The 20,971-nt window shown below is 49.3% G+C and carries 30 protein-coding genes; 24 read left to right on the top strand and 6 right to left on the bottom strand.

Annotated features, from left to right (window positions below; all coding sequences use genetic code 11):
• Window positions 1-918, top strand: a 918-nt coding sequence (locus QZ375_RS09070) for an ATP-binding protein (protein ID WP_295218135.1), incomplete at its 5' end; no start/stop codon positions are given.
• Between the two features lie 298 nt (window positions 919-1,216).
• Window positions 1,217-2,782 carry an AAA family ATPase gene (locus QZ375_RS09075; protein ID WP_295218137.1) on the top strand — a complete coding sequence of 522 codons (1,566 nt, stop codon included), beginning with the start codon at window positions 1,217-1,219 and terminating at the stop codon, window positions 2,780-2,782.
• Between the two features lie 43 nt (window positions 2,783-2,825).
• On the opposite strand, the gene QZ375_RS09080 is transcribed toward QZ375_RS09075, so the two are convergent.
• From QZ375_RS09080 to QZ375_RS09090, 3 genes are all read right to left on the bottom strand, one after another.
• Window positions 2,826-4,262: a recombinase family protein gene (locus tag QZ375_RS09080; RefSeq protein ID WP_295218140.1), complete on the bottom strand. Its 1,437-nt coding sequence runs from the start codon at window positions 4,260-4,262 to the stop codon at window positions 2,826-2,828.
• Window positions 4,263-4,435: 173 nt separating this feature from the next.
• Window positions 4,436-5,428: a zinc-ribbon domain-containing protein gene (locus QZ375_RS09085; protein WP_295218143.1), complete on the bottom strand. Its 993-nt coding sequence runs from the start codon at window positions 5,426-5,428 to the stop codon at window positions 4,436-4,438.
• A gap of 116 nt (window positions 5,429-5,544) precedes the next feature.
• Window positions 5,545-6,201 carry a LexA family transcriptional regulator gene (locus QZ375_RS09090; protein ID WP_295218146.1) on the bottom strand — a complete coding sequence of 219 codons (657 nt, stop codon included), beginning with the start codon at window positions 6,199-6,201 and terminating at the stop codon, window positions 5,545-5,547.
• A 210-nt stretch (window positions 6,202-6,411) separates the two neighbouring features.
• Here QZ375_RS09090 and QZ375_RS09095 point away from each other — a divergent pair, with 210 nt between their 5' ends.
• Window positions 6,412-6,645 (top strand): helix-turn-helix transcriptional regulator, encoded by a 234-nt coding sequence (locus QZ375_RS09095; RefSeq protein ID WP_295218149.1) that lies wholly within the window; start codon window positions 6,412-6,414, stop codon window positions 6,643-6,645.
• Between the two features lie 219 nt (window positions 6,646-6,864).
• Here QZ375_RS09095 and QZ375_RS09100 read toward each other — a convergent pair whose 3' ends face one another.
• Window positions 6,865-7,257: a DUF2513 domain-containing protein gene (locus QZ375_RS09100; protein WP_295218151.1), complete on the bottom strand. Its 393-nt coding sequence runs from the start codon at window positions 7,255-7,257 to the stop codon at window positions 6,865-6,867.
• A gap of 71 nt (window positions 7,258-7,328) precedes the next feature.
• On the opposite strand from QZ375_RS09100, the gene QZ375_RS09105 reads away from it, so the two are divergent.
• The 14 genes from QZ375_RS09105 (at window position 7,329) to QZ375_RS09170 (ending at window position 14,601) form a co-directional block, all read left to right on the top strand.
• Complete coding sequence (locus tag QZ375_RS09105) at window positions 7,329-7,613, top strand: hypothetical protein (protein ID WP_295218154.1); 285 nt, start codon at window positions 7,329-7,331, stop codon at window positions 7,611-7,613.
• Window positions 7,614-7,793: 180 nt separating this feature from the next.
• Window positions 7,794-7,979 carry a hypothetical protein gene (locus QZ375_RS09110; RefSeq protein WP_295218156.1) on the top strand — a complete coding sequence of 62 codons (186 nt, stop codon included), beginning with the start codon at window positions 7,794-7,796 and terminating at the stop codon, window positions 7,977-7,979.
• Between the two features lie 3 nt (window positions 7,980-7,982).
• Entirely contained in the window at window positions 7,983-8,150 is a 168-nt protein-coding gene (locus tag QZ375_RS09115; protein WP_295218159.1) for a hypothetical protein, read from the top strand.
• A complete protein-coding gene (locus QZ375_RS09120) occupies window positions 8,128-8,358 on the top strand; it encodes a hypothetical protein (RefSeq protein ID WP_295218162.1) in 231 nt (76 codons plus the stop codon). The genes QZ375_RS09115 and QZ375_RS09120 overlap by 23 nt, the downstream gene beginning before the upstream one ends.
• The gene (locus QZ375_RS09125; protein ID WP_295218165.1) at window positions 8,333-8,551 is read left to right on the top strand and encodes a hypothetical protein; all 219 of its coding nucleotides are present in this window, start codon (window positions 8,333-8,335) and stop codon (window positions 8,549-8,551) included. Before QZ375_RS09120 ends, QZ375_RS09125 begins: the two co-directional genes overlap by 26 nt.
• Before the next feature lie 3 nt (window positions 8,552-8,554).
• Window positions 8,555-8,737 carry a hypothetical protein gene (locus QZ375_RS09130; protein WP_295218167.1) on the top strand — a complete coding sequence of 61 codons (183 nt, stop codon included), beginning with the start codon at window positions 8,555-8,557 and terminating at the stop codon, window positions 8,735-8,737.
• A complete protein-coding gene (locus QZ375_RS09135; protein WP_295218170.1) occupies window positions 8,718-9,209 on the top strand; it encodes a hypothetical protein in 492 nt (163 codons plus the stop codon). Before QZ375_RS09130 ends, QZ375_RS09135 begins: the two co-directional genes overlap by 20 nt.
• 60 nt (window positions 9,210-9,269) lie before the next feature.
• Entirely contained in the window at window positions 9,270-9,467 is a 198-nt protein-coding gene (locus QZ375_RS09140; protein WP_295218172.1) for a hypothetical protein, read from the top strand.
• Window positions 9,460-9,615, top strand: coding sequence for a hypothetical protein (locus QZ375_RS09145; protein WP_295218175.1), 156 nt, complete (start codon window positions 9,460-9,462; stop codon window positions 9,613-9,615). The genes QZ375_RS09140 and QZ375_RS09145 overlap by 8 nt, the downstream gene beginning before the upstream one ends.
• The gene (locus QZ375_RS09150; protein WP_295218177.1) at window positions 9,608-9,817 is read left to right on the top strand and encodes a hypothetical protein; all 210 of its coding nucleotides are present in this window, start codon (window positions 9,608-9,610) and stop codon (window positions 9,815-9,817) included. Before QZ375_RS09145 ends, QZ375_RS09150 begins: the two co-directional genes overlap by 8 nt.
• On the top strand, window positions 9,814-11,142 hold the full coding sequence (locus tag QZ375_RS09155; protein WP_295218180.1) for an AAA family ATPase: 1,329 nt from the start codon (window positions 9,814-9,816) through the stop codon (window positions 11,140-11,142). The genes QZ375_RS09150 and QZ375_RS09155 overlap by 4 nt, the downstream gene beginning before the upstream one ends.
• Window positions 11,143-12,249: an ATP-binding protein gene (locus tag QZ375_RS09160; RefSeq protein WP_295218182.1), complete on the top strand. Its 1,107-nt coding sequence runs from the start codon at window positions 11,143-11,145 to the stop codon at window positions 12,247-12,249.
• Between the two features lie 185 nt (window positions 12,250-12,434).
• A complete protein-coding gene (locus QZ375_RS09165; RefSeq protein WP_295218184.1) occupies window positions 12,435-13,001 on the top strand; it encodes a hypothetical protein in 567 nt (188 codons plus the stop codon).
• Window positions 13,002-13,014: 13 nt separating this feature from the next.
• Window positions 13,015-14,601: a DEAD/DEAH box helicase gene (locus QZ375_RS09170; protein ID WP_295218185.1), complete on the top strand. Its 1,587-nt coding sequence runs from the start codon at window positions 13,015-13,017 to the stop codon at window positions 14,599-14,601.
• Window positions 14,602-14,634: 33 nt separating this feature from the next.
• On the opposite strand, the gene QZ375_RS09175 is transcribed toward QZ375_RS09170, so the two are convergent.
• Both QZ375_RS09175 and QZ375_RS09180 read right to left on the bottom strand, forming a co-directional pair.
• On the bottom strand, window positions 14,635-14,913 hold the full coding sequence (locus tag QZ375_RS09175; RefSeq protein ID WP_295218188.1) for a type II toxin-antitoxin system YafQ family toxin: 279 nt from the start codon (window positions 14,911-14,913) through the stop codon (window positions 14,635-14,637).
• Window positions 14,900-15,109 carry a hypothetical protein gene (locus QZ375_RS09180; RefSeq protein ID WP_295218191.1) on the bottom strand — a complete coding sequence of 70 codons (210 nt, stop codon included), beginning with the start codon at window positions 15,107-15,109 and terminating at the stop codon, window positions 14,900-14,902. The genes QZ375_RS09175 and QZ375_RS09180 overlap by 14 nt, the downstream gene beginning before the upstream one ends.
• A gap of 93 nt (window positions 15,110-15,202) precedes the next feature.
• Here QZ375_RS09180 and QZ375_RS09185 point away from each other — a divergent pair, with 93 nt between their 5' ends.
• The 7 genes from QZ375_RS09185 (at window position 15,203) to terL (ending at window position 20,969) form a co-directional block, all read left to right on the top strand.
• Window positions 15,203-17,461: an AAA family ATPase gene (locus QZ375_RS09185; RefSeq protein ID WP_295218193.1), complete on the top strand. Its 2,259-nt coding sequence runs from the start codon at window positions 15,203-15,205 to the stop codon at window positions 17,459-17,461.
• 159 nt (window positions 17,462-17,620) lie between these two features.
• Window positions 17,621-18,019, top strand: a complete 399-nt coding sequence (locus QZ375_RS09190) for a RusA family crossover junction endodeoxyribonuclease (RefSeq protein ID WP_276686742.1) — start codon at window positions 17,621-17,623, stop codon at window positions 18,017-18,019.
• Window positions 18,016-18,174 carry a hypothetical protein gene (locus QZ375_RS09195; protein WP_295218199.1) on the top strand — a complete coding sequence of 53 codons (159 nt, stop codon included), beginning with the start codon at window positions 18,016-18,018 and terminating at the stop codon, window positions 18,172-18,174. The genes QZ375_RS09190 and QZ375_RS09195 overlap by 4 nt, the downstream gene beginning before the upstream one ends.
• 23 nt (window positions 18,175-18,197) lie before the next feature.
• A complete protein-coding gene (locus tag QZ375_RS09200) occupies window positions 18,198-18,686 on the top strand; it encodes a hypothetical protein (protein WP_295218201.1) in 489 nt (162 codons plus the stop codon).
• Window positions 18,683-19,084 (top strand): DUF1492 domain-containing protein, encoded by a 402-nt coding sequence (locus tag QZ375_RS09205; protein WP_295218203.1) that lies wholly within the window; start codon window positions 18,683-18,685, stop codon window positions 19,082-19,084. Before QZ375_RS09200 ends, QZ375_RS09205 begins: the two co-directional genes overlap by 4 nt.
• A gap of 81 nt (window positions 19,085-19,165) precedes the next feature.
• Complete coding sequence (locus QZ375_RS09210) at window positions 19,166-19,579, top strand: terminase small subunit (protein WP_295218205.1); 414 nt, start codon at window positions 19,166-19,168, stop codon at window positions 19,577-19,579.
• On the top strand, window positions 19,572-20,969 hold the full coding sequence (gene terL, locus QZ375_RS09215) for a phage terminase large subunit (RefSeq protein WP_295218207.1): 1,398 nt from the start codon (window positions 19,572-19,574) through the stop codon (window positions 20,967-20,969). The genes QZ375_RS09210 and terL overlap by 8 nt, the downstream gene beginning before the upstream one ends.
• The last annotated feature ends 2 nt before the right edge of the window (window positions 20,970-20,971 follow it).

Genomic DNA, 20,971 nt, shown 5'->3' on the forward strand with positions numbered 1-20,971 from the left:
CTATTATACCATATTTGTAGCTCAATGGGAAGATTTAATCAGTGTTTCCTTAATTTATCTGATGGTATTACGATTGATAGCCCTATTCCGTATAATATAGATAATGTACTGTCATTTTTAGATAGCAAAAATACAGAACGTATTAAAGGTGATGGCGGTCGTGAAAAAAATGGTGACTTTAACGGAAAACTGTCAAGGTTTATTCAACGTCTAAGTTCCAAAGTTTCTGATAAGCGATTGAACTTTATGTTTTCAAGTGATAAATCATTGTTAGAATATGATTATATGAATAAGCTTTGCAAACAATTAATGTCACCTGCTAGCCAGTCCGGAGGAGTTAAAATTATAGACTTTTCAGAAGTTCCATCGGATATTTTACCGTTGATGGTTTCTCTTATTGCAAGATTGATTTTTTCTGTGCAACAATGGATGGATAAAGATAAACTTAATCCCATTGCAATTTTCTGTGACGAGGCTCATTTGTATATCCCGGCAAATGCACAGCAGGGTGTTGAAGTTTCAAGTTTGCATAGTTTTGAGAGAATTGCAAAAGAGGGAAGGAAATACGGTGTTGGATTGGTAGTTATTAGTCAACGGCCCTCCGAAGTAAATCATACTGTTTTGAGTCAAAGCAGTAATTTTATTGCTATGAGGTTGACAAACTCAGATGATCAGAATGTAATAAAAAAATTGCTGCCTGACAGTATAGGAAACTTTGCAGACTTATTACCTATTCTTGATGTCGGTGAAGCAATTGCTGTAGGAGATGCGAGTTTATTACCAAGCAGAATTCTTATAGACAAACCTAGAATTGAACCCAATAGTGCAACGGTTAAGTTTTGGTCTGAGTGGTCTAAGTCTAATGTATCGGATAGCATTGATAATGCTGTTGAAGCTATGCGAAAACAAGGTAAATAAAGAGCTTGCAAATTTCAATTTATAGCCATTCTTTGCGATTGGTATAAACGTAAATTTCTTTAAATTCACCTTTAGTCACTCCTTTTGGCAAGAAATCAACTTTGATAGTGTTTGTAATACAAAATTGTTTTTGTAGGGGCAATCATCAGTCGTCCGTGAATTTATATATTTTTCGATTCAAGAACAATGCTCGCCCCTACAAAAGGGTATCATTCACGAAAAGTGATTACTGTAAATGCTTGATTTTTTGCCGCAAAAATGGTATACTAAAATTAATAATGGGACGGAGGTGTAGAATATGGGAATTTATTTGAATCCAGATAACATAAATTTCTATGAGGCGGTACATTCAGATATTTACATTGATAAAACAGAATTGATTGCTTATACCAATCAAAAAATGAGAACTCTGCATAAAAATATCTGTGTAAGTCGTCCAAGACGATTCGGAAAGTCAATGGCAGCAAATATGCTGGTAGCATACTATAGCTGTGGATGTGATTCCATAAAATTATTTGCAAATTTCAAAATAGCACGTCATCCTGATTTTGAAAAACATCTGAATCAGTATAATGTAATTTATTTGAATATACAACAATTTTTAAGTCGTACAGACACGATTCATGATATGCTATCAATGTTGGAACGAAAAGTGACCCGAGAATTAAAACGTGCATTTTCCGATATAGAGTTCTTTGAAGAAGATCTTGCTTCAATTATGGAAAATATCTATTCAGAAACAGAAACACAGTTTGTTTTTATTATAGACGAGTGGGACTGTATCTTTCGCATTCGTGAATCAGATTTGAATGCACAAAAAGAGTATCTTGATTTTTTGAGAAACTTACTGAAAGATCAGCCATATGTGGCGCTTGCCTATATGACCGGTATTTTGCCTATTAAAAAATACGGCGAACATTCTGCATTGAATATGTTTGATGAATATTCTATGACGGACGCTGAACCTTTAGAGGAATTCGTGGGTTTTACGGAAGATGAAGTTAAATCGCTTTGTCAAAATTATAGCATGGATTTTGTCGAAACAAAAAGATGGTATGATGGTTACAGATTAAACCGACTGTCGGTCTACAATCCGAAATCTGTTGTGGAAGCGATGATGAGGAAAAAGTTTAACAACTATTGGACAAAAACCGAAACCTATGAATCGCTGAAGAAATATATTCAAATGGACAGTTTTGGGTTAAAAGAAATTGTTACAGAGTTAATTGCTGGCAAGCATGTGTTGGTAAATCCGGACAAATTTCAGAACGACATGACCACATTCAACAGTGCAGATGATGTGATGACACTGTTGGTGCATCTGGGGTATCTGACATATGATTTTGATACAAAAACAGTCTGGATTCCAAACAGCGAGGTACAGCGGGAATTTATCAATTCTATTGAAGACGGTGGCTGGGAGCATGTAATGTCATCCATTCGAAAGTCAGACGAGCTTTTAAATGCAACTCTGAATGGTGACGAAGAAGCTGTTGCGGAACTTATAGACAAAGCACACAGCGATAATACATCGATTTTGAAGTATAACGATGAGAATTCGCTTTCCTGCGTGATCTCCTTGGCTTATTATTCTGCACGAAAAACTTACACCATTGAACGGGAACTGCCTGCCGGGAAAGGTTTTGCCGACCTGGTATTCCGTCCGAGAAAAAATAACAACAACCCTGCGATGATTGTGGAACTGAAATATGACAGTTCTGCCGAGGGAGCGTTGGAACAGATCAAGCAGAAGAAATATGTTGATTGTCTGAAAGATTATTCCGGAGAAATTCTGCTGGTCGGAATCAATTACGATAAAGAGACAAAGAAGCATGTTTGTGTGATTGAGAAAGTTTATCAATAAAAAGCGCGTAAACAGCCGCTTTTCCCATTCATCTATTTTATAGTCACAATACAGTAGTATGTACGCCTATTTCGAGGTCGAAAGATCCATCGGAATGGGCGTATACTTTTACCATAGACTTGCAGATTTGCTTTGTATCGCTACCAAGATTGTCAATTGCATTTCGGAACAGTGCGACAATCTTCTCAGCATCAACAGGCTTTTGATTTTCGTTTCTGCTGATAATATCCTCTAGCTCTGACTTGCGAACACGGAGCTTGAACATCTCTGTTTGCAGTTCCGGGAAATCCATACCTTTTAAAATCGCCCTTGTGCCATTATCCAGTTGCGTGATCACATCGGCAAGTTCTTTGCGCTCTTCTTTCAGATCGGCAGATGCACCGTTAATTTCAGCTGCAATTTTTGTTGCCATCTCCGAAAAATCCAGTTCCTCCAGATACTTCTTCAAATTCTGTACAACAAAAACTTCCAAATCGTCCGCATTGATATTTTTGGAACTGCATGTGTGATTCCTGTACTTGTTGCCACAGCAATAGTAGCGTGTGGAATAACCTTTCTTGTTTGTGGAAGTGTGTCCTACATAACTTGCGCCGCATTCGGTGCATTCAATCAGACCGGACAGCAAGTATTCTCTTTTCGCCTTATTGCAAGCTCTGTGCTTTTTATTGTTCATTCTTTCTTGCACCCTTTCCCATGTTTCTTTATCAATGATCGGCGGAATGCCATCTTCAATTCGTACTGCATTTTCGTTCGGTGTTTTTCCGGCATACTTGCCCATGATCTTGCTGTGGTATTTGCACCATGTATATACGCCTGCGTAACGTTCGTTTTTCAGAATGTAATGCAGGCTGTTTTTGCCCATGACCTTGCCACGTTTTCCACGGACTTCACCAATGGCTGTTAAAATCTCTCCGTAGCTCTTTCCAGCAGCGTACATGTCAAAAATCGTCTTGACAATCTTTGATTCTATCGGATTGATCACATACTGATTATCTACAATGTCATAGCCGAAATTAGGCGTGCCGCCTAGGAATTGCCCAGTTTTCGCTTTTGTGGCAATGCTGTCCATGGACTTCTGGCGGCTGGTCAATACATGGTGTTGTCCAAGTCCGACTGTGATCAGCTCTGTCAGATAATCTGACGGATTGAGTATGTCTCCGATATGATCTTCCACAGAAATAACTTGAATGCCAAATAACGCCATCTGCTTGCGGAAGCTGAACCAGTCGGAGACATCACGGCTACCACGGGAAATATCATAGATCACCACAGCGTCAAACCTGCGCTGTCTGGCAGCCTCACAGAGGGCTTGAAAAGCTGGTCGCTCCATGTTTGTACCGCTTTTCGCTTCGTCTGCATAGCGGACGGTGATGTCGATCTGGTTGGCTTTGCAGTACTCGTCAATTTTTCGCATCTGGTATTCGATACTGCTGGATGTCTGATGCTCCGTGCTGTATCTGGCATAGGCTGCTGCTTTCATTGGAAATTCCTCCTTGCAATTTCAAAAGAAATGTGCTATAATAGAGGATGTACGATCTCAAAAGTACATCCTTTTTGAAACGTCTCACGGTTGCTGCTGTGGGACGTTTTTCTTTTTGAGAAATCCCCGCCAGCTTTGTTCTGGTGGGGATTTTTAATCATGTTAGTATCTGATCACTGTACTATTTTGCATCTGCTTAAGAGCAAGTATTGCCCATCACTTACTGTTACATATGTTTGACCATCGAAATTATCATTAGTTACTATTTCGGCGTCTGGATCGCTGCTGTTGTATACGCAATAATATCCGCCGAATTCATCGGTAGATTCCAGCTTGTATTCTCCAGCAGCAAGGTCTGTTCCGATTCTGAATTCGCCGTCTCCGTCAGTCATAATCTCGTACATGCTCCCTGCGATTTGTTCAGCTGGAATTGCCATTGCTCTGCTAAGCTCTAGGTATTGACCATCATATACTGTAACAAAAGCATTATAGTAAAAATTATCGTTTCCGATTATACTGTCACCAAAGCTGTCTGCATTTACGCTATAGTATCCGCCATATGAGCCCATGGCAAAAACGCAATATTCACCGGCAGGTATATCTTGGCCTACTTTGTATGTACCTTCTTTTGTAATATCTACAGTAGCAATTGGCTCCGTCTCGGCTTCTGTCTGAGCCTCTGTGGCGGAGTCTGTTTCAAGCTCTGTTTTAGGCTCTGTTTCGGGTTCTGTTTCCTGCACTGTCATATTCTCTGTTTCAATTTCTTCTGTTTCTTGTTCTGTTTCAACTGTTGTTGTAACTTTTGCATCAAGCGAAGAATTTACCGTATTGGTCTCTTTGCTGCCAGATCCGCATGAAAACAGATTGATTATTGCGCAAAGCACAAGAAAAGCTGTAATTATTACTTTTACTGGGGTTTTCCACGACTTTTTGTTCACCCACATAAGTGTTACGCCAACAGGCCAGAACAAAATAAGCCATAAGATCACAAACCATGTTCTTTTATAAACAGGTTCTTTTGGTGATTGCTGCGGCTGCTGTTGTGTTTGTTGATATTGCTGCTGTGGCCGCTGATTTTGATTTTCGTTAGTTGGTAATTGCGTACCACAGAGGGAGCAAAACTTCACGCCGTTTTCGTTGTCTTTCCCACACGATGGACATTTCATAGTGGTATACCTCCTTATTAATTATATTGTAATTATATCATTATAAATATGTAATTTCAACAAAAATCTGGTTTTGTATCTAAATTGTAATATAATTTGTCGAATCGTGTCGATTGTTATAAGTCTCGCATCAAAGCAACCGCCTTGCCCAAAATACGAACATACTCCAATTCTTGCCCGGTATAAACCAGGGGAGCGTAAGCCGGATTCTCTGCAATCAGCTGTAATCTTTCGTGCTCCCGGTCATAGTAAACCCGTTTCAGGGTCGCTTCATCGTCAATAATAACCGCAGCAATTTCTCCGTTATCCACAACAGGTTGTTTTCGTATAAAAACGATATCACCATCATAGATCTGAGCATTGATCATGCTATCGCCGGATGCACGTAGGCAGAAGTCTGCTCGTATCTCGGCATCAGCGGAGACAAAACTCTCGTGATCCTCTTCCGCATAGATCGGTTCGCCGCAAGCGATTTTCCCGAGCAGGGGGAATCGCTTTAGTTTTACCGGGTAAATATTATCGAACCGGTCGTAAATAGATGTATTATCATCTTTAGATTCCACTTGTACCTGTGGCTCGTCAGAACGATAGATCAAATAGTCAACAGAACACTGAAAGAAGTCGGACAGAATAATCAGTTTTTCTGAGTCTGGTTCTCTTTCGCCTTTCTCATATCCTACATATGTCGTGTATGGAATTCCAATCATGGATGCTGTTTGCTTCATGTTGTATCCTTTTTTTTCACGCAATTCTTTTAACCTACTTTTAAACACATTGCCACCTCCTCTATTTGAGTAACATTATACCCTATAAAATCAGAAAAGTCAATGGGAAAATACGCAATTTGTGAATTGTATACAAAAATGGTAGTTACTCTTTGTGAGTAATTTCTACTCAAAAATGCCTTGACAAATACTCAATTTGGGTATATAATATAAGCATAGATTACGCAGTATGCGTAACTTGAAGGGAGGCGATAGATCATGAAAACAAAATACCCGAACATTGAATCAGAGAGATCTAAGCTAGGGCTATCTAAAGAAGAATTTTCGGCAAAAATCGGCATTACAAGAAAATGCTATTACAATTGGCAGACAGTTGGTCGTATTCCTGCATCGAAAATTTCTGAAATGGCAGATCTGTTTGATTGCTCCGTAGATTATCTTCTCGGTAGATCAGATGTCAGAAAGTATGCGGTGACGATTCAAAAAATGTAAGATTTCGACAGCGTTCCACGAAACAGAACAAGAGGATGTGAATGCAAAAATTGAAAAATGATATAGAAAGCACAAGAGCAGACGAAAGCAAAAAAGACACCCTATATTTATGCGATCCGAGCAAAAACACAGAATGCCCAAAAGGAAATTGTCAGATACCGAATGGCTGCTTTTTAACAACAAAGGAAGAATGTGCGAAAATCAATGAGAAAAATGTTCCTATAGTTGTGACTGAATCACAGCAAGAACAATTTTTTCGGAAATAGACAACAGGGAACGAAGCGATGTACATCCAAGTTCTTTTGCGATTGATTTTGTTTTATTCCAAATGTTGTTGTTCCTGACATTATCAAGGAATTGGTGTCCATCGTAGGTTAAGCTGGAATAGGTGCACGCATAAATGCCTCCATCTGCATTCATGATGCTTGCGTTTATCAAATCGCCTTCTTTCGCTTTCAAAGTGGTGTATGCAATCATGTTTTTTGGAAATTTAGGCAATGCCTCTGCCATAGCGTCCAGTGTCATGTATTGATAGTGCAGATCATCATCAAGATTTTCAAAATCCTCTAGCTTTAACAGCAATGAGCGTAAGCAGTCATAGTCTAACTTCATATTATTCACCCCCTTCCCAAGCTTCATTATACCACACCGGAGCAGGGAATACAACAGAAAGGAAATATAACATGAGATGGATTGAATTGAACGACGGCAGTCTGGTAAACCTCGAACAAGTTTGTGGTGTTTACATTGTTGAGAGTATGTTTGACGATGAACCGGAGGCGTGCAACGTTGTATATCTTTTTCACGGCGAAAGTGTTGTGGACGAACACTTTAGCACAAGGACAGAGGCAGAGGAACGTCTGAAATATCTGATTGACCGCCTGGGTGTAGACGATCAGCTTGAGAAAGCAGCAAAAATGCTTCGTGATACGTTTCTCTCTGAACTCAAAGAACTCACAGAGGAGTAACCCCTACCGTCCCGAGCAAGACGTAAAACCGCTTACCAACATCTTCAATCGCCATTGTGGCGAATACCTCCTTTCTTATCCATGCGGCAGTACTGGCAATACTGCCGCAGATGGGGCGATGAGTATCAGCCGGGTGCAACTCCCGGACGCTCCGCAATTCCGCAAAGCGAGGTGAATCATATGAACAATACCGTGACGAAACAAGTGGACAGGACGGACAGAGAGCAGTATCTGGAAGCCTGCCGGAGCTATGCGGCGGCAACGTCGCCCATGGACGGTCTGGCACTGGCACAGCTGGCGATTGCTGCGATCTTCGCCGGAATGCAGATCGGCGAGCAGAACGCACGGGCAAAGAAAGGAGCATGACATATGGCAAGACGGAAACCAGAACAGCAAAGGACCGTGGAGGTGAGACCTTCCGGCAAGCCGCCCCAGAACGATTTCTACGCCGCATTCGTGCAGTACGTCAGAGATCACGCCGCCGAGGCGATTGCTGCGGTGGAGGCACAGAAGAATGCAGCCAAGGAAGGAGCATGACATGACCCCGAACATACGAGAAGTCCGGGTAAATCCGAAGATGCAGTTCACCACGGATGAACTATGTCGGATGCTGTTTGGCAAGGGCGTACACGCCTTTGCGGCAGAGGTGCGAAACGATGTCACCGGAAAATACGACTTCCTGCGGGAAGATGACAAGAACAACAAGGAGGAAACCAATCATGGAAAACCAGAAGAAACACATTGAGATCAGCGTGGAGATCAAAGACAAGCAGATAGGAGTAGAAATGGTAGGAAGTGCGTGCGTAGCAGATGTGGTGAAAGTCTGCTGCTGCGTCGTGGAATCTTTTTCCGAATTGATCGCTGACGAAATGGGAATCTCCAGAGAACTGTCGTTTGTTGCACTTGCAAGAGCGATTGCTAAGTACAAGGAGGACTGACCCATGACCATCAAGCACAAGCACATCAACGCAAACGGTGACACCGAGTACACCGTGGAGCATCGCCCCAGCTTGAAGTGCTGCGAGGCGTACCGGAACGAGAACGGCGACGTAGAACTGACCATGCACTGGCAGGACGTGCTGTTCCTGCCGATCGGAGGCAGCCATGGCAAGACCAACCACTGAGAAGATCTGCATCACGTGCGGCAAGCCGTTTCTGCCTACTGGCGGACGGCAAAAGCGGTGTCCGGACTGCAAAGGCGACAAGCCAAAGGCAGGACGGAACACGCTGACCGCAGCTGCACAGGCAGCCGCAGAACTGGGGATTTCCTACGGGAAGTATGTCGCAATGAGCGAAGAAGAACGTAACAGAGCCAAGGAGGAAAAGACAATGGCAGAACAGGAAAAGACCGCAGAAGTAGGTACTGTCAAGGCACAGACCGCAGAAAATCAGGTACAGCAGGTACAGGAGCAGGTACAGCCGGAGCAGGACACATTGCAGGAGTACATCCGCTATCTGAATCAGCAAGAAGTGGAACTGCAAACTCGTCTGGAGCATATCCGCATCGCACTGGAAGAGGCTGCGGCGTATGACGGCGTGCGGCACAGTGGCTGGCGGCAGCACAAAGAAAACCCCTGCACCGGCGGCAACCAGTGACAGGGGCATAGGTAAAAAAATAACCACAACTATCATACCACGAACGGAGGAATTTGTCAAATGAAAATCAAAAAAAGTGAGATCTACGAAGAAGCGGTCATCAGCATTTCAAACGACATGGAAATGAAAAAAGCCGTCAAAATCGAAGTATTGGCGCAGTTGTTTCGAAATCGAGACGGAGCATTGCATGCAGAGGAACTGGCGAAAGAATTCGATGCAGAGACAGAAGCCACAGAGGAGGCATGCCGCCGTGGATGAGCAGAAGAACTGCTGCGTGAACTGCGGCATCAGAAGCGTGCCCTTGTATTTAGGGCTGGACGGCAAGCTGCACTGTGCCGATCACATCGGCTTGCTGCTGCCGCCGGACAAGCCGGAACAGCCGGCAGAGGAGGAACAACATGGATAAACTGAGAATGCAGAAGAAAGAGCCGTCCTGCAAAAAGAACAGCGAGCGGCGGTTGTTCACCAGCGTGAACCTGCGTCTGGAACACGCCGCACTGGTGGAAGAAGTCGCTCTGGAAACCGGACGCACCAAGACGCAGGTGCTGGGCGAGATGATCCGGTTCGCATACGACCACATCGAACTGTACGAGGAGGAAGAGGCATGAGCGTGAAGATCAACAGTCTGGAAATCGAAAACGTCAAGCGGATCAAGGCGGTAAAGCTGGAACCGTCCGCCAATGGTCTGACCATCATCGGCGGCAACAACAATCAGGGGAAAACCTCTGTGCTGGATGCCATTGCGTGGGCACTGGGCGGCGACAAGTACAAGCCCACCGCTGCGGCAAGAGACGGGGCATACACCGATCCCATTCTTCATGTGGAGCTGTCCAACGGTCTGATCGTAGAGCGAAAGGGCAAGAACAGCAGTCTGAAAGTCATCGACCCGAACGGGAACAAGGCAGGGCAACAGCTGCTGAACTCGTTCCTTTCTGCACTGGCACTGGATCTGCCCAAGTTCATGAACGCATCAGACAAGGAAAAAGCGGCGATCTTGCTGCAGATCATCGGTGTCGGAGAACAGCTGGCAAAGATCGAATCCGAAGAAAGCCGGCTGTACAACCAGCGTACCGCCATTGGCAGGATCGCCGATCAGAAGCAGAAGTATGCCTCAGAACTGCAATGCTGGGAGAACGTACCGAACACGCCGATCTCTGCATCAGATCTGATTGCACGGCAGCAGGAGATCCTGGCACGCAACGGCGAGAACCAGCGGAAACGGGAAAACGCTGCCCTGTATGCACAGGAACTCACTGCCGCACAGGCTGCCTATGACGCTGCTAAAAAGCGTCTGGAACTGGCAGAGCAGAACGCCATGACTGCCCAGATGTCCGCAAAGGATTTGCAGGACGAATCCACCGCCGAACTGGAAAAGAGCATTGCGGAGATCGATGCCATCAACATGAAGATCCGGGACAATCTGAACAAGGAACACGCCGAGGAAGAAGCCAAGACCTACCGGCAGGACTACGAAGCATTGACCGCACAGATCAACGCACTGCGGCAGGAGAAGCAGGACTTGCTGCAATCTGCCGACCTGCCGCTGGAAGGGCTGACGGTGGAAAACGGAGCGTTGCAATATCACGGGAAGCAGTGGGACAGCATGAGCGGTTCAGAGCAGCTGCGTGTGGCGGCTGCCATTGTGCGAAAATTAAATCCGGACTGTGGCTTTGTGCTGCTGGACAAGCTGGAACAGATGGACAGTGTTACTCTGCAAGAGTTCGGACAGTGGCTGGAACAAGAGGGCTTACAAGCGATCGCTACCCGTGTTTCTACCGGGGACGAGTGCAGTGTCATCATTGAGGACGGCTATTCTGTGGACACCCGTCCGGCACAGCCGGTGCAGCCCGAGCCGCTGACACCGCCGATAATTCAACCGCCGATCATTCAACCGCCGATCATTCAAAAAGCATGGATGAAAGGAGCGTTCTAAATGGACTTTCAGGAAACAAACGGCATTCAGACCGGTGCCGGTGTGAAGCTGGTCATCTACGGACAGGAGGGCGTGGGAAAGACCTCGCTGGCGGCACAGCTGCCGGGAGCGGTCTTTCTGGACTGCGAGGGCAGCACCTCGAAGATGAACGTCCGCCGGCTGCCAAAGCCCACCAGCTGGGAGATGCTCCAGCAGGAAGTGGACTTCGTGCTGGAATCCCACGCACAGCGGCAGTACCAGACCCTGTGCATCGACACCTTCGACTGGGCGGAACGCCTTGCCATTGCCCAGCTGTGCAGCAAGCACCAGGTGAACGGCATCGAGGGCTTTGGCTACGGCAAGGGCTGGGAGTATGAAGCGGAGGAGATCGGGCGGTTTCTGGACAGCACAGAGCGGCTCATTGCCGCCGGAATCAACGTGGCACTGCTCTGCCACGCCGTCACCCGAAAAGCCTCTCTGCCGGAGATCGATGCGGAGTTCGACCACTGGGAACTGAAGCTGGGGAACAAGACCACCAACAAGATCGCACCGCTGCTGAAAGAGTGGTCGGACATCACCCTGTTTCTGGCGTTTCAGACCCACGTCATCGCCACCGACGACAAGGGCAAAAAGCACAAGGCGACCGCCTGCAACCGTGTGATGTACACCACGAAAACAGCGTGGTGGGACGCAAAGAATCGGTTCGGCTTGCCGGAGATGCTGCCGCTGGAATATGCGTCCATCGCCTCGATCTTCACGCCGCCTGCACCAAAGCCCAAGGCACAGCAGCTGGTGGAAAAGGCACAGGCTGCCGGACTGCCTACGGAAAAAGACATTGCAGAGTCGGAACTGCTGATCACCGCAGACGGGCAGCTGCCAGAGCCGCAGCCGACCGCAGCCGACGTGCAGACCCAGCACATTCTGGACGGCATCGCACCCCAGCTGGCACAGCTGATGACCGCCTCGCAGGTGCAGCCGTCGGAATTGCAGGCAGTCGTAGGCAAAAAGGGCTATTTCCCGGCGGATATGCCCGTCCAGAACTATCCGCAGGACTTCGTGGAGGGCTGGTGCATTCCGTGGTGGAAAAACATCGTGGAAATGGTACAGCAGGAACGTGTGCCGTTTTGAGCGGAAAGCCTCCTCGACTCCTCCGCCCTGTCGGGTATCTTCTCAGTCAAACCGTAGGGGCGAACAGTGGTCGCCCGCCATAAAACGTGGCAATATGTTTCGGGCGAACGATGTTCGCCCCTACTTTTCAAGAAAGCCGGAATCAAATCAACATTCCACAGCAAGACAAGAAAGGCAGGTTCTACATGAACAACTACAACAACACAACCGCAAACACCCAAGGTCACGAGCTGGGCTGGGACGACGAGATCCAGCAGGAGAGCAGCTTTGTGCTGCTGCCGGAGGGCGACTATCGCTTTACCGTGGAGAAGTTCGACCGTGCCAGACACGCAGGTTCGGCGAAAGTGCCGCCGTGCAACAAGGCAATCGTCCACTTCCGGGTGCTCAGCCCCGACGGCAGCAGTGCCTTGCTGACGGAAAACCTGTTTCTGCACACTGCCATGGAGTGGAAATTGTCGGAGTTCTTCGCCAGCATCGGCATGAAACAGAAAGGGCAGGCGGCACAGATGAACTGGTCACAGGTGTGCGGCAAGTCCGGCGTGTGCCATGTGAAGATCCGCACCTATGACAAAAAGGACGGTGGCAAAGGAGAGGCGAATCAGATCGACAAGCTGTATCCCTCCTACGATCAGCCCCAGACCGCTCAGAATGCCCCACAGCAGCCCTACAACGCACCGCAGCAGCCGTATTCACAAAACAACCCACAGCCGTGGCAGCAGCCCCAGAGCGGCTGGAACAGCGGACAGTTTTGAGGAGTGATATAAGATGCAAATGCGACCCTATCAGCAGGCGGCGAGAGAAGCCGTGCACCGGGAGTGGGACGAGGGCAGAAAGCGGACGCTGCTGGTGCTGCCCACTGGGTGCGGCAAGACCATCGTCTTTGCCAAGATCACCGAAGACGAAGTCCGCAGCGGCAGCCGAGTTTTGATATTGGCACATCGGGGCGAACTGCTCCAGCAGGCGGCGGACAAGCTGGAACGCACCAGCGGACTGAAATGTGCAGTAGAAAAGGCAGAACAGACCTGTCTGGGAGAGTGGTATCGTGTCACCGTAGGCAGCGTCCAGACCCTGATGCGGCACAAACGCCTTGCCCAGTTCCCGGCGGACTATTTCCACACCATCATCATCGACGAGGCACACCACGCCATTTCCGACAGTTATCAGAGCATTCTGGAGCATTTTCCAGATGCCAATGTGCTGGGCGTGACGGCGACCCCAGACCGTGGCGACAAGCAGAATCTGGGCAGGGTGTTCGACAGCCTGGCGTATGAATACACTCTGCCGCAAGCCATTCACGAGGGATACTTAACGCCCATTCGGGCATTGACCGTGCCGGTGCAGATCGACTTCACCCATGTGGGGACGGCTGCCGGAGATTACAAGCCGGGGGACATCGCCACAGCACTCGACCCCTATCTCGACCAGATCGCCGCCGAAATGGCAAAGCACTGTGCCGACCGGAAAACCGTGGTGTTCCTGCCGCTGGTCAAAACGTCCCAGAAGTTCCGGGATATGCTCTGCCGGCACGGCTTTCGGGCGGCAGAGGTCAACGGCGAATCTGAAGACCGGGAACAGGTTTTGCAGGACTTTGCCGACGGCAAATACAACGTGCTGTGCAACAGTATGCTGCTCACTGAGGGCTGGGACTGTCCGGAGGTGGACTGCGTGGTGGTGCTGCGTTCGACGAAAGTCCGTGCCTTGTACTGCCAGATGGTGGGGCGTGGCACACGGCTGGCAGAGGGCAAAGACCACCTGCTGCTGTTGGATTTTCTCTGGAACACGGAAAAGCACGAACTGTGCCGTCCGGCGTGCCTGATCTGCGAGGACGAGGAAGTGCAGCAGAAGATGACACAGCAGCTGGCGGAGCAAGCCGGCGTGCCGGTGGACATTGAGGAAGCTGAAAACAAAGCGTCTGAAGACGTGGTGGCAGACCGGGAGGAAAAGCTTGCCGAAAAGCTGGAATCCATGAAAAAGCGGAAGTCGAAACTGGTAGACCCCTTGCAATACGAGATGTCGATCCAGTCGCAGGACTTGTCCGGCTATGTGCCGGCGTTCGGGTGGGAATCCAGTCCACCGACAGACAAGCAGAAGAAAGATCTGGAGAAACGGGGCATCGATCCCGATGCGGTGGAGAGTGCCGGAAAGGCAGAACAGATCCTGCGTGCAGTGGCACAGCGGCAGATGTCGGGGCTTGCTACGCCGAAACAGATACGCTGTCTGGAGAAGTACGGCTTTCAGCACGTGGGCAGCTGGACGTTCGATGCGGCGAAGAACCTCATCAACCGCATTGCCGCCAACGGCTGGCGTGTGCCGAGGACGATCACAGCGGCGGAGTATGTGCCGGAAAAATAAAAAGACAGACCGCATTGTGCGGTCTGCCTGTGGTTACTTATCAAAGAGTTCGCTGTGGCTGCCGGTGCGAGAAAGAGCCAGAACCAGTCTGTCTTTTTCGACACGGTAAATGAGCAGCCAGTCCGGCTGAATGTGGCACTCCCGGAATCCGTCGTAGTTGCCCTTCAAGGCGTGATCCCGATAAAATTCCGGCAGCCGCTGTTCGTCTGCCAGCAGAGCGATCACAGTTTCCAGCTTTGCGATGCTGTAGCCCTGCTTTTTGACCCGTTTATAATCCTTTTTGAAGGACTTATGGTATTCAATCTTCAGCATCTAAGTCCTCCATGAGTTCCTTCACGGAAGAAAACGGTCCGACCATGTTCCTCCCCTGTTTCACATCGTCCAGAACAGAACGTGTTCTTTCGTTGGGGATTTCTGCATAGCAGCCCTGAATAAACAGCAGCAGCCCCTGCAATTGCTGTTCGTTCATGGTGTCGATCTCGTGGAGCAGCATTTCTTTGGTACTCATACGCATAACCTCCGTTTCGCTGAAAAAATGGCGTGTTTTTCTAGTTTCAGTATAACATGAACTTACGATTTTGTCAATAGAAAGGGTGATTTTTTGGACACTTACAAAGACGACAACCTAGACGAACTGCTGGACTACATCGACCCGGCGGCTCTGACTTATCAGGAGTGGTGCGGTGTGGGCATGGCACTGAAAGATGCCGGCTATGACTGCTCCCTCTGGGACAGCTGGTCACAGCGTGACACCGGACGCTATCACGGCGGCGAATGCGAAAAGAAGTGGCGGACGTTCTCCGGCTCAGAGCATCCGGTCACCGCCGGAACCATCGTGCATATGGCACTGGAAAACGGCTATCGTCCGCAGAGCCGCAAAAGGGATTCTCACGCCCTTGAGTGGGACGACTTCATCGGTGAGGACTATGTGGTCACCAGCCGGAAAGAGGCACAGGACATTCCCGTGCCAGAGCCACAGGCGTGGAATCCGGCACAGGAACTCTCCCGCTACATCGAAACCTTGTTCGAGGCAGAAGATTTCGTGGGCTATGTGACGGAAACGTGGCAGAACAAGGACGGCAAGTATCTGCCCACATCGGGCAGCTGCGACCGCACCGCCGGACAGCTGTTGGAGGCACTGGGGAAGTGCGGCGGCGACATCGGGGCAGTGGTCGGGGACTACGCCGAGGAAGCCGGAGCGTGGATCCGGTTCAATCCGCTGGACGGCAAAGGCGGCAAAAACGAAAACGTCACAGAATACCGCTATGCACTGGTGGAATCGGACGTGCTGGACGTGGAGCGGCAGAACGGCATTCTCCATGAGATGCAGCTGCCCATCGCTTGTCTGGTGTACAGCGGCGGAAAGAGCCTTCACGCCATCGTGCGTGTGGACGCTCCCAACTACGAAGAATACCGGAAACGGGTGGATTTTCTCTATCAGGTCTGCGACAAAAACGGCTTGAAAGTCGATCGCCAGAACCGGAATCCCTCCCGGCTGTCCCGTATGCCCGGCGTGGTGCGAAACGGCAGAAAGCAGTTTCTGGTGGCGACCAACATCGGACTGAGTTCCTGGGCGGAGTGGAAGGACTACATCGACAGTGTCACCGACGACCTGCCGGAATTCGAGAGCATGGCAGAGGCGTGGGAGCATATGCCGGAACTGTCGCCGCCGCTCATCGAGGGCGTGCTGCGGCAGGGACATAAAATGCTCATCGCCGGACCGTCCAAAGCCGGGAAGTCCTACGCCCTCATCGAGATGTCCATTGCCATTGCCGAGGGCAGGCGGTGGCTGGGGTGGCAGTGTGCCAGAGGGCGTGTGCTGTACGTCAATCTGGAGCTGGACAGGGCAAGCTGTCTGCACCGTTTCCGGGACGTGTACGAGGCAATGGCACTGCCGGCGGCGAATCTCCGGAGCATCGACATCTGGAATCTCCGTGGCGTGACAGAACCCATGGACAAGCTTGCCCCGAAGCTGATCCGGCGTGCCAAGAAAAAGCAGTACATCGCCGTCATCATCGACCCCATTTACAAGGTCATCACCGGGGACGAAAACAGTGCCGACCAGATGGCACATTTCTGCAACCAGTTTGACAAGGTCTGCACCCAGCTGGGCTGTGCAGTGATCTACTGCCACCACCACAGCAAGGGTGCACAGGGCGGCAAGCGGAGTATGGACAGAGCCAGCGGCAGCGGCGTGTTTGCCCGTGATCCGGACGCTCTCATTGACATGACAGAACTGGAACTGACCGACGAGGTCCTCAAACAGGAAACCAACACGGCGATCTGCGAAGCCTGCATCGAGAAGCTGCGGCGGCACGCTCCGGCAGTACTGGCAGATGCTTCACCGGACGAACTGCTGAGCCATGTGGATTCCCTGAAACTGTGCCGGGACAACCTGCCGCATGCGGTGTACGAGGGATTTCTCGGCGAGATCGAAGCCGTCAAACGCACGGTGCGGCAGCGGACGGCGTGGCGGCTGGACGGCACGCTCCGGGAGTTCCCGAAGTTCGAGCCGAAGAACCTGTGGTTCCGCTATCCAGTCCATGTGGAGGACACCGTGGGCGTGCTGAAAGACTTGCAGACGGAAAGCGAGATGCAGCCGTTTCAGCGGGGGAATAAGAAACGTGGGGAGAAAACCAAAGAAACCTATGCGGCACAGAAAGCGGACAAGAAGGCGGCACTGCTCAATGCGTTCCACGCCTGCAATATGGACGGTGCAGTGACGGTGAAGGACATGGCGGAGTATCTCGGCATCAGTGAAAAAACTGTCCGCCGTCGTGTAAAAGACTGCGGCGAACTGACCGTAGCAGACAACAGCATTCAACTATCGAAAATGGAAAATAATGGTGGGACAAAATGAGGGACAACAGTGTATATATAAATATATACTTGTCCTTGTCCCTACGTGACCGTCAATGACAACAAGGAACAAGAGTGCGAATGCACGGCACTCTTGTATCCCTTGTCGTCTGACATTGACAAAAGCGAACCTGAAAAAACCAGAAACGGAGGTACGAACATGACAACATTTTTCATGCCGATGATACCGCCGACCAGTACGCATCAGCAGGTGGGACACACCATCGACAAGCAGGGTAGGCATCGGTTCTACCAGCGTGGGAACGGTGAGGCAGAGGCAAAGCTGACTGCCCACCTCCGCAAGCACATTCCGGAGCAGCCTTACACCGGAGCGGTGCAGGTGGTGGTGAAGTGGTGCTATCCGGCGACTGGGAAACACCGCAGCGGCGAACCCTATACCAACAAGCCGGACGTGGACAACCTGTGCAAGGCACTGTTCGACATTATGACACGGCTGCACTACTGGAACGACGACAAGCAGATCTACAGTGCGGTGACAGAAAAGTTCTGGGCAGATGTGCCGGGTGTGTTTGTGGAGATACGGGAGGCACAGCCATGACCAAACCATGTGAAGCCTGCGGGCAGATGATGGTCGGCGTGAAAGGCGACCGGTGGTTCTGCAATGCCTGTGCCATACGCCGGCGGAAGGCGTATCAGAGGGCGTATCGGGAGAAAAAGGCAACGCACGGCGAGCGTGACGGTAACGCTCGGTGAGCGTAAGAACAGGAGGAAACGACATGGAAACCAACCAAACGAAGAAATCATCAATTTGCTGGAAGTGCAAGAATGCTGTCCCCAGTGCATCGACGGGGTGCAGCTGGTCGAGAGCATTCCAGCCTGTGGAGGGCTGGACGGCGGAGAGAAAGTACACGCCAAAAGCCAACGGCTCGACAGGCGAGGTGTATGAAACCTACTGCGTGACCGCCTGCCCGGAGTTCCGGAAAGACGCTGGCGGTGAAACCATGTGCAAGAACAATGAGGGCTGTCTGTGGATCGCAGAGCACGTCCTGCGGCTGCAGATGAACAAATACCGCAGTGCGTTGCAGCGCTACGCCAGATCACGGAGTGACAACGATCTGGCACAGCTGAAGGCGGTGGAACGGGAATTGTTTACGCCGTACTATGCAGCACTGACGCTGCACAGCATTGACCTGCGGCAGGTGTGCAATGTGGAACGGCGGCGGGTCGGACTGCCGGAATTGTCGGAATTGGAGGAGATGCAATGACCAAAGAAGAACTCCGCCGATACGGCAGTATCCACCGTGAACTTGCCGACATTGCAAGGCGGCTGAAAGCACTGGAGGAGAACAAGGGCTGTCATGGCATGGCATACGGTGACACACCGCATCAGCGTGGAGAACCGCTTTCTGAGGCGCAGCGGTACGTGGAGAAAAAAGATGCTCTGGAAAGACTGTACAAGAAAAAACAGTGTGATCTACTTGAAGAGCAGACTAAAATTGAGGATGCAATCGATTCTCTGCCACCTGATCTTAGACGATTGATGCGGTATCGTTACATCGATTGCATGACCTGCGAACAGGTCTGCGTGGAGATGCCGTGCTCGTGGGGATCATTTCACAACTGGCACAGAGAGGCACTTGCTGAAATCGAAAAGTTTGTATAGACTTGTACATACAATCCGTGCTATAATAATAACATAGAAAAAGATACAAACGCCGCCGGAGTGATCTGGGCGGCGTTTTTCATGCCAATAGAAAGGACGGTGACCGCATTGACGGGCAGGCAGAAAAAATTTGCAGAATATTATCACGAATGCGGCAACATCGTACAGAGTGCGTTGAAAGCTGGATATTCTGAAAAATATGCCAGTTCTGATGCGTGCAAAATCCTAGAAAATCCTAGTGTTGCAACATACATCCGTGAACTGTCCGAAGCCGCCCAAACCGACCGCATCATGACCGCACGAGAGCGCCAAGCCCTTTTGTCCGACCTGGCAAAGGACGCCGAAAACGACACAACCGACCGCATCCGGGCGATTGATACGCTGAATAAGATGACCGGGGAGTATACCGTAAAAGTCGATGCTGCTGTCAAACAGGAAAACCCATTTGCAGATCTTACCACCGAGGAACTGCGGGAGCTGATTGATAGTGGATAAGGAACTGATCCGGCTCGGTGCAAAAATAGAATTGGCACGGCGTGACTTTTTTGCTTACTGCAATCTAAAAGCACCGGATTTTTATAAGCCCGAAAGAAAATATCTTGTAGAACTCTGCAACGCATTCCAGGATTTCATCCAGTCGGAAGATGAAGTGATGATTATCAATGTCCCCCCACGGCATGGGAAATCCCGCACTGCCGGCTTACTGGTTGAATGGGCACTTGGCCGTGATCAGACTCAGAAAATCATGACAGGCTCATATAACGAGACACTTTCCACCATGTTCTCCAAAAATGTCCGGAATGACATTATGGAACAGAAAGCAGATTTGTATAAGCCTGTTTTTTCTGATGTTTTCCCTGAAATCACGATCAAGCGTGGTGACGGCGCTATGAACCTGTGGAGTCTGGAAAACGGTTATAACAACTACCTTGCCACATCACCGACAGGTACGGCAACCGGTTTCGGTGCGATGCTGTTGATTATCGATGACTTGATCAAAAACGCAGAAGAAGCCAATAACGAGATGGTCAAAGAAAAGCACTGGTCATGGTTTACGGATACAATGCTTTCCCGTTTGGAAGAGGGAGGAAAGATTATCATTATCATGACACGGTGGGCATCTGATGACCTTGCAGGTCGTGCCATTGCGCATTTCACAGAATCTGGAGCTAAGATGCGTCACATCTGCATGAAAGCATTACAAGAGGACGGCACAATGCTATGCCCGGATGTGTTGTCTCATAGATCATATCAAGCCAAAATCAAGGCGATGGGTGCGGATATTGCATCCGCAAATTACCAGCAAGAACCCATTGACCTGAAAGGCAGGTTATATACAAACATCAAGACATACACGCAGATTCCACAGGACGAAAACCAGGAACCGTTGTTTCGGTATGTCCTGAATTACACTGATACAGCGGATACGGGCGGCGATTATCTGTGTTCGATCTGCTACGGGATGTACGGAGATGATTATTACATTTTAGATGTGCTTTATACCAAAGCTGCGATGGAAGTGACAGAACCGGAAACGGCAAAAATGCTGACAAAACATCATGTGGGCTGTGCTATCATCGAATCTAATAACGGCGGCCGAGGCTTTGCCAGAAATGTGGAACGGGAATGCAGAGAATTGGGCAATCGGCACACAACTGTGAAATGGTTTCACCAGTCTAAAAACAAGGTTGCCCGTATCTTGTCAAATAGCACATCGGTCATGCATCACATTTATTTTCCGGTGAATTGGATAGATCGGTTTCCGGAATTTGCAAAGGCAGTTTTGTCATACCAGAGAGACGGCAAAAATGCACACGACGATGCACCGGATGCTCTGACTGGCGTCTATGAAAATCCGAAGCCGCTTTCGCAGTGGCTTATATAAGC

This window comes from Ruminococcus sp., from assembly GCF_019417665.1.
Lineage (GTDB): Bacteria > Bacillota > Clostridia > Oscillospirales > Ruminococcaceae > Ruminococcus_C.

What these genes read in the sequence shown, in the direction of transcription:
- QZ375_RS09165 (WP_295218184.1), top strand. Translation starts at nt 12,435, where the DNA reads ATGAACAACTACAACAACACAACCGCAAACACCCAAGGTCACGAGCTG.
- QZ375_RS09095 (WP_295218149.1), top strand. Translation starts at nt 6,412, where the DNA reads ATGAAAACAAAATACCCGAACATTGAATCAGAGAGATCTAAGCTAGGG.
- QZ375_RS09080 (WP_295218140.1), bottom strand. Translation starts at nt 4,262, where the DNA reads ATGAAAGCAGCAGCCTATGCCAGATACAGCACGGAGCATCAGACATCC.
- QZ375_RS09100 (WP_295218151.1), bottom strand. Translation starts at nt 7,257, where the DNA reads ATGAAGTTAGACTATGACTGCTTACGCTCATTGCTGTTAAAGCTAGAG.
- QZ375_RS09135 (WP_295218170.1), top strand. Translation starts at nt 8,718, where the DNA reads ATGGCAAGACCAACCACTGAGAAGATCTGCATCACGTGCGGCAAGCCG.
- QZ375_RS09130 (WP_295218167.1), top strand. Translation starts at nt 8,555, where the DNA reads ATGACCATCAAGCACAAGCACATCAACGCAAACGGTGACACCGAGTAC.
- QZ375_RS09120 (WP_295218162.1), top strand. Translation starts at nt 8,128, where the DNA reads ATGCAGCCAAGGAAGGAGCATGACATGACCCCGAACATACGAGAAGTC.
- QZ375_RS09210 (WP_295218205.1), top strand. Translation starts at nt 19,166, where the DNA reads ATGCCAATAGAAAGGACGGTGACCGCATTGACGGGCAGGCAGAAAAAA.
- QZ375_RS09155 (WP_295218180.1), top strand. Translation starts at nt 9,814, where the DNA reads ATGAGCGTGAAGATCAACAGTCTGGAAATCGAAAACGTCAAGCGGATC.
- QZ375_RS09170 (WP_295218185.1), top strand. Translation starts at nt 13,015, where the DNA reads ATGCAAATGCGACCCTATCAGCAGGCGGCGAGAGAAGCCGTGCACCGG.
- QZ375_RS09110 (WP_295218156.1), top strand. Translation starts at nt 7,794, where the DNA reads ATGAACAATACCGTGACGAAACAAGTGGACAGGACGGACAGAGAGCAG.
- QZ375_RS09195 (WP_295218199.1), top strand. Translation starts at nt 18,016, where the DNA reads ATGACCAAACCATGTGAAGCCTGCGGGCAGATGATGGTCGGCGTGAAA.
- QZ375_RS09205 (WP_295218203.1), top strand. Translation starts at nt 18,683, where the DNA reads ATGACCAAAGAAGAACTCCGCCGATACGGCAGTATCCACCGTGAACTT.
- QZ375_RS09140 (WP_295218172.1), top strand. Translation starts at nt 9,270, where the DNA reads ATGAAAATCAAAAAAAGTGAGATCTACGAAGAAGCGGTCATCAGCATT.
- QZ375_RS09075 (WP_295218137.1), top strand. Translation starts at nt 1,217, where the DNA reads ATGGGAATTTATTTGAATCCAGATAACATAAATTTCTATGAGGCGGTA.
- QZ375_RS09180 (WP_295218191.1), bottom strand. Translation starts at nt 15,109, where the DNA reads ATGAGTACCAAAGAAATGCTGCTCCACGAGATCGACACCATGAACGAA.
- QZ375_RS09175 (WP_295218188.1), bottom strand. Translation starts at nt 14,913, where the DNA reads ATGCTGAAGATTGAATACCATAAGTCCTTCAAAAAGGATTATAAACGG.
- QZ375_RS09085 (WP_295218143.1), bottom strand. Translation starts at nt 5,428, where the DNA reads ATGAAATGTCCATCGTGTGGGAAAGACAACGAAAACGGCGTGAAGTTT.
- QZ375_RS09115 (WP_295218159.1), top strand. Translation starts at nt 7,983, where the DNA reads ATGGCAAGACGGAAACCAGAACAGCAAAGGACCGTGGAGGTGAGACCT.
- QZ375_RS09160 (WP_295218182.1), top strand. Translation starts at nt 11,143, where the DNA reads ATGGACTTTCAGGAAACAAACGGCATTCAGACCGGTGCCGGTGTGAAG.
- QZ375_RS09105 (WP_295218154.1), top strand. Translation starts at nt 7,329, where the DNA reads ATGAGATGGATTGAATTGAACGACGGCAGTCTGGTAAACCTCGAACAA.
- QZ375_RS09150 (WP_295218177.1), top strand. Translation starts at nt 9,608, where the DNA reads ATGGATAAACTGAGAATGCAGAAGAAAGAGCCGTCCTGCAAAAAGAAC.
- QZ375_RS09190 (WP_276686742.1), top strand. Translation starts at nt 17,621, where the DNA reads ATGACAACATTTTTCATGCCGATGATACCGCCGACCAGTACGCATCAG.
- QZ375_RS09125 (WP_295218165.1), top strand. Translation starts at nt 8,333, where the DNA reads ATGGAAAACCAGAAGAAACACATTGAGATCAGCGTGGAGATCAAAGAC.
- QZ375_RS09200 (WP_295218201.1), top strand. Translation starts at nt 18,198, where the DNA reads ATGGAAACCAACCAAACGAAGAAATCATCAATTTGCTGGAAGTGCAAG.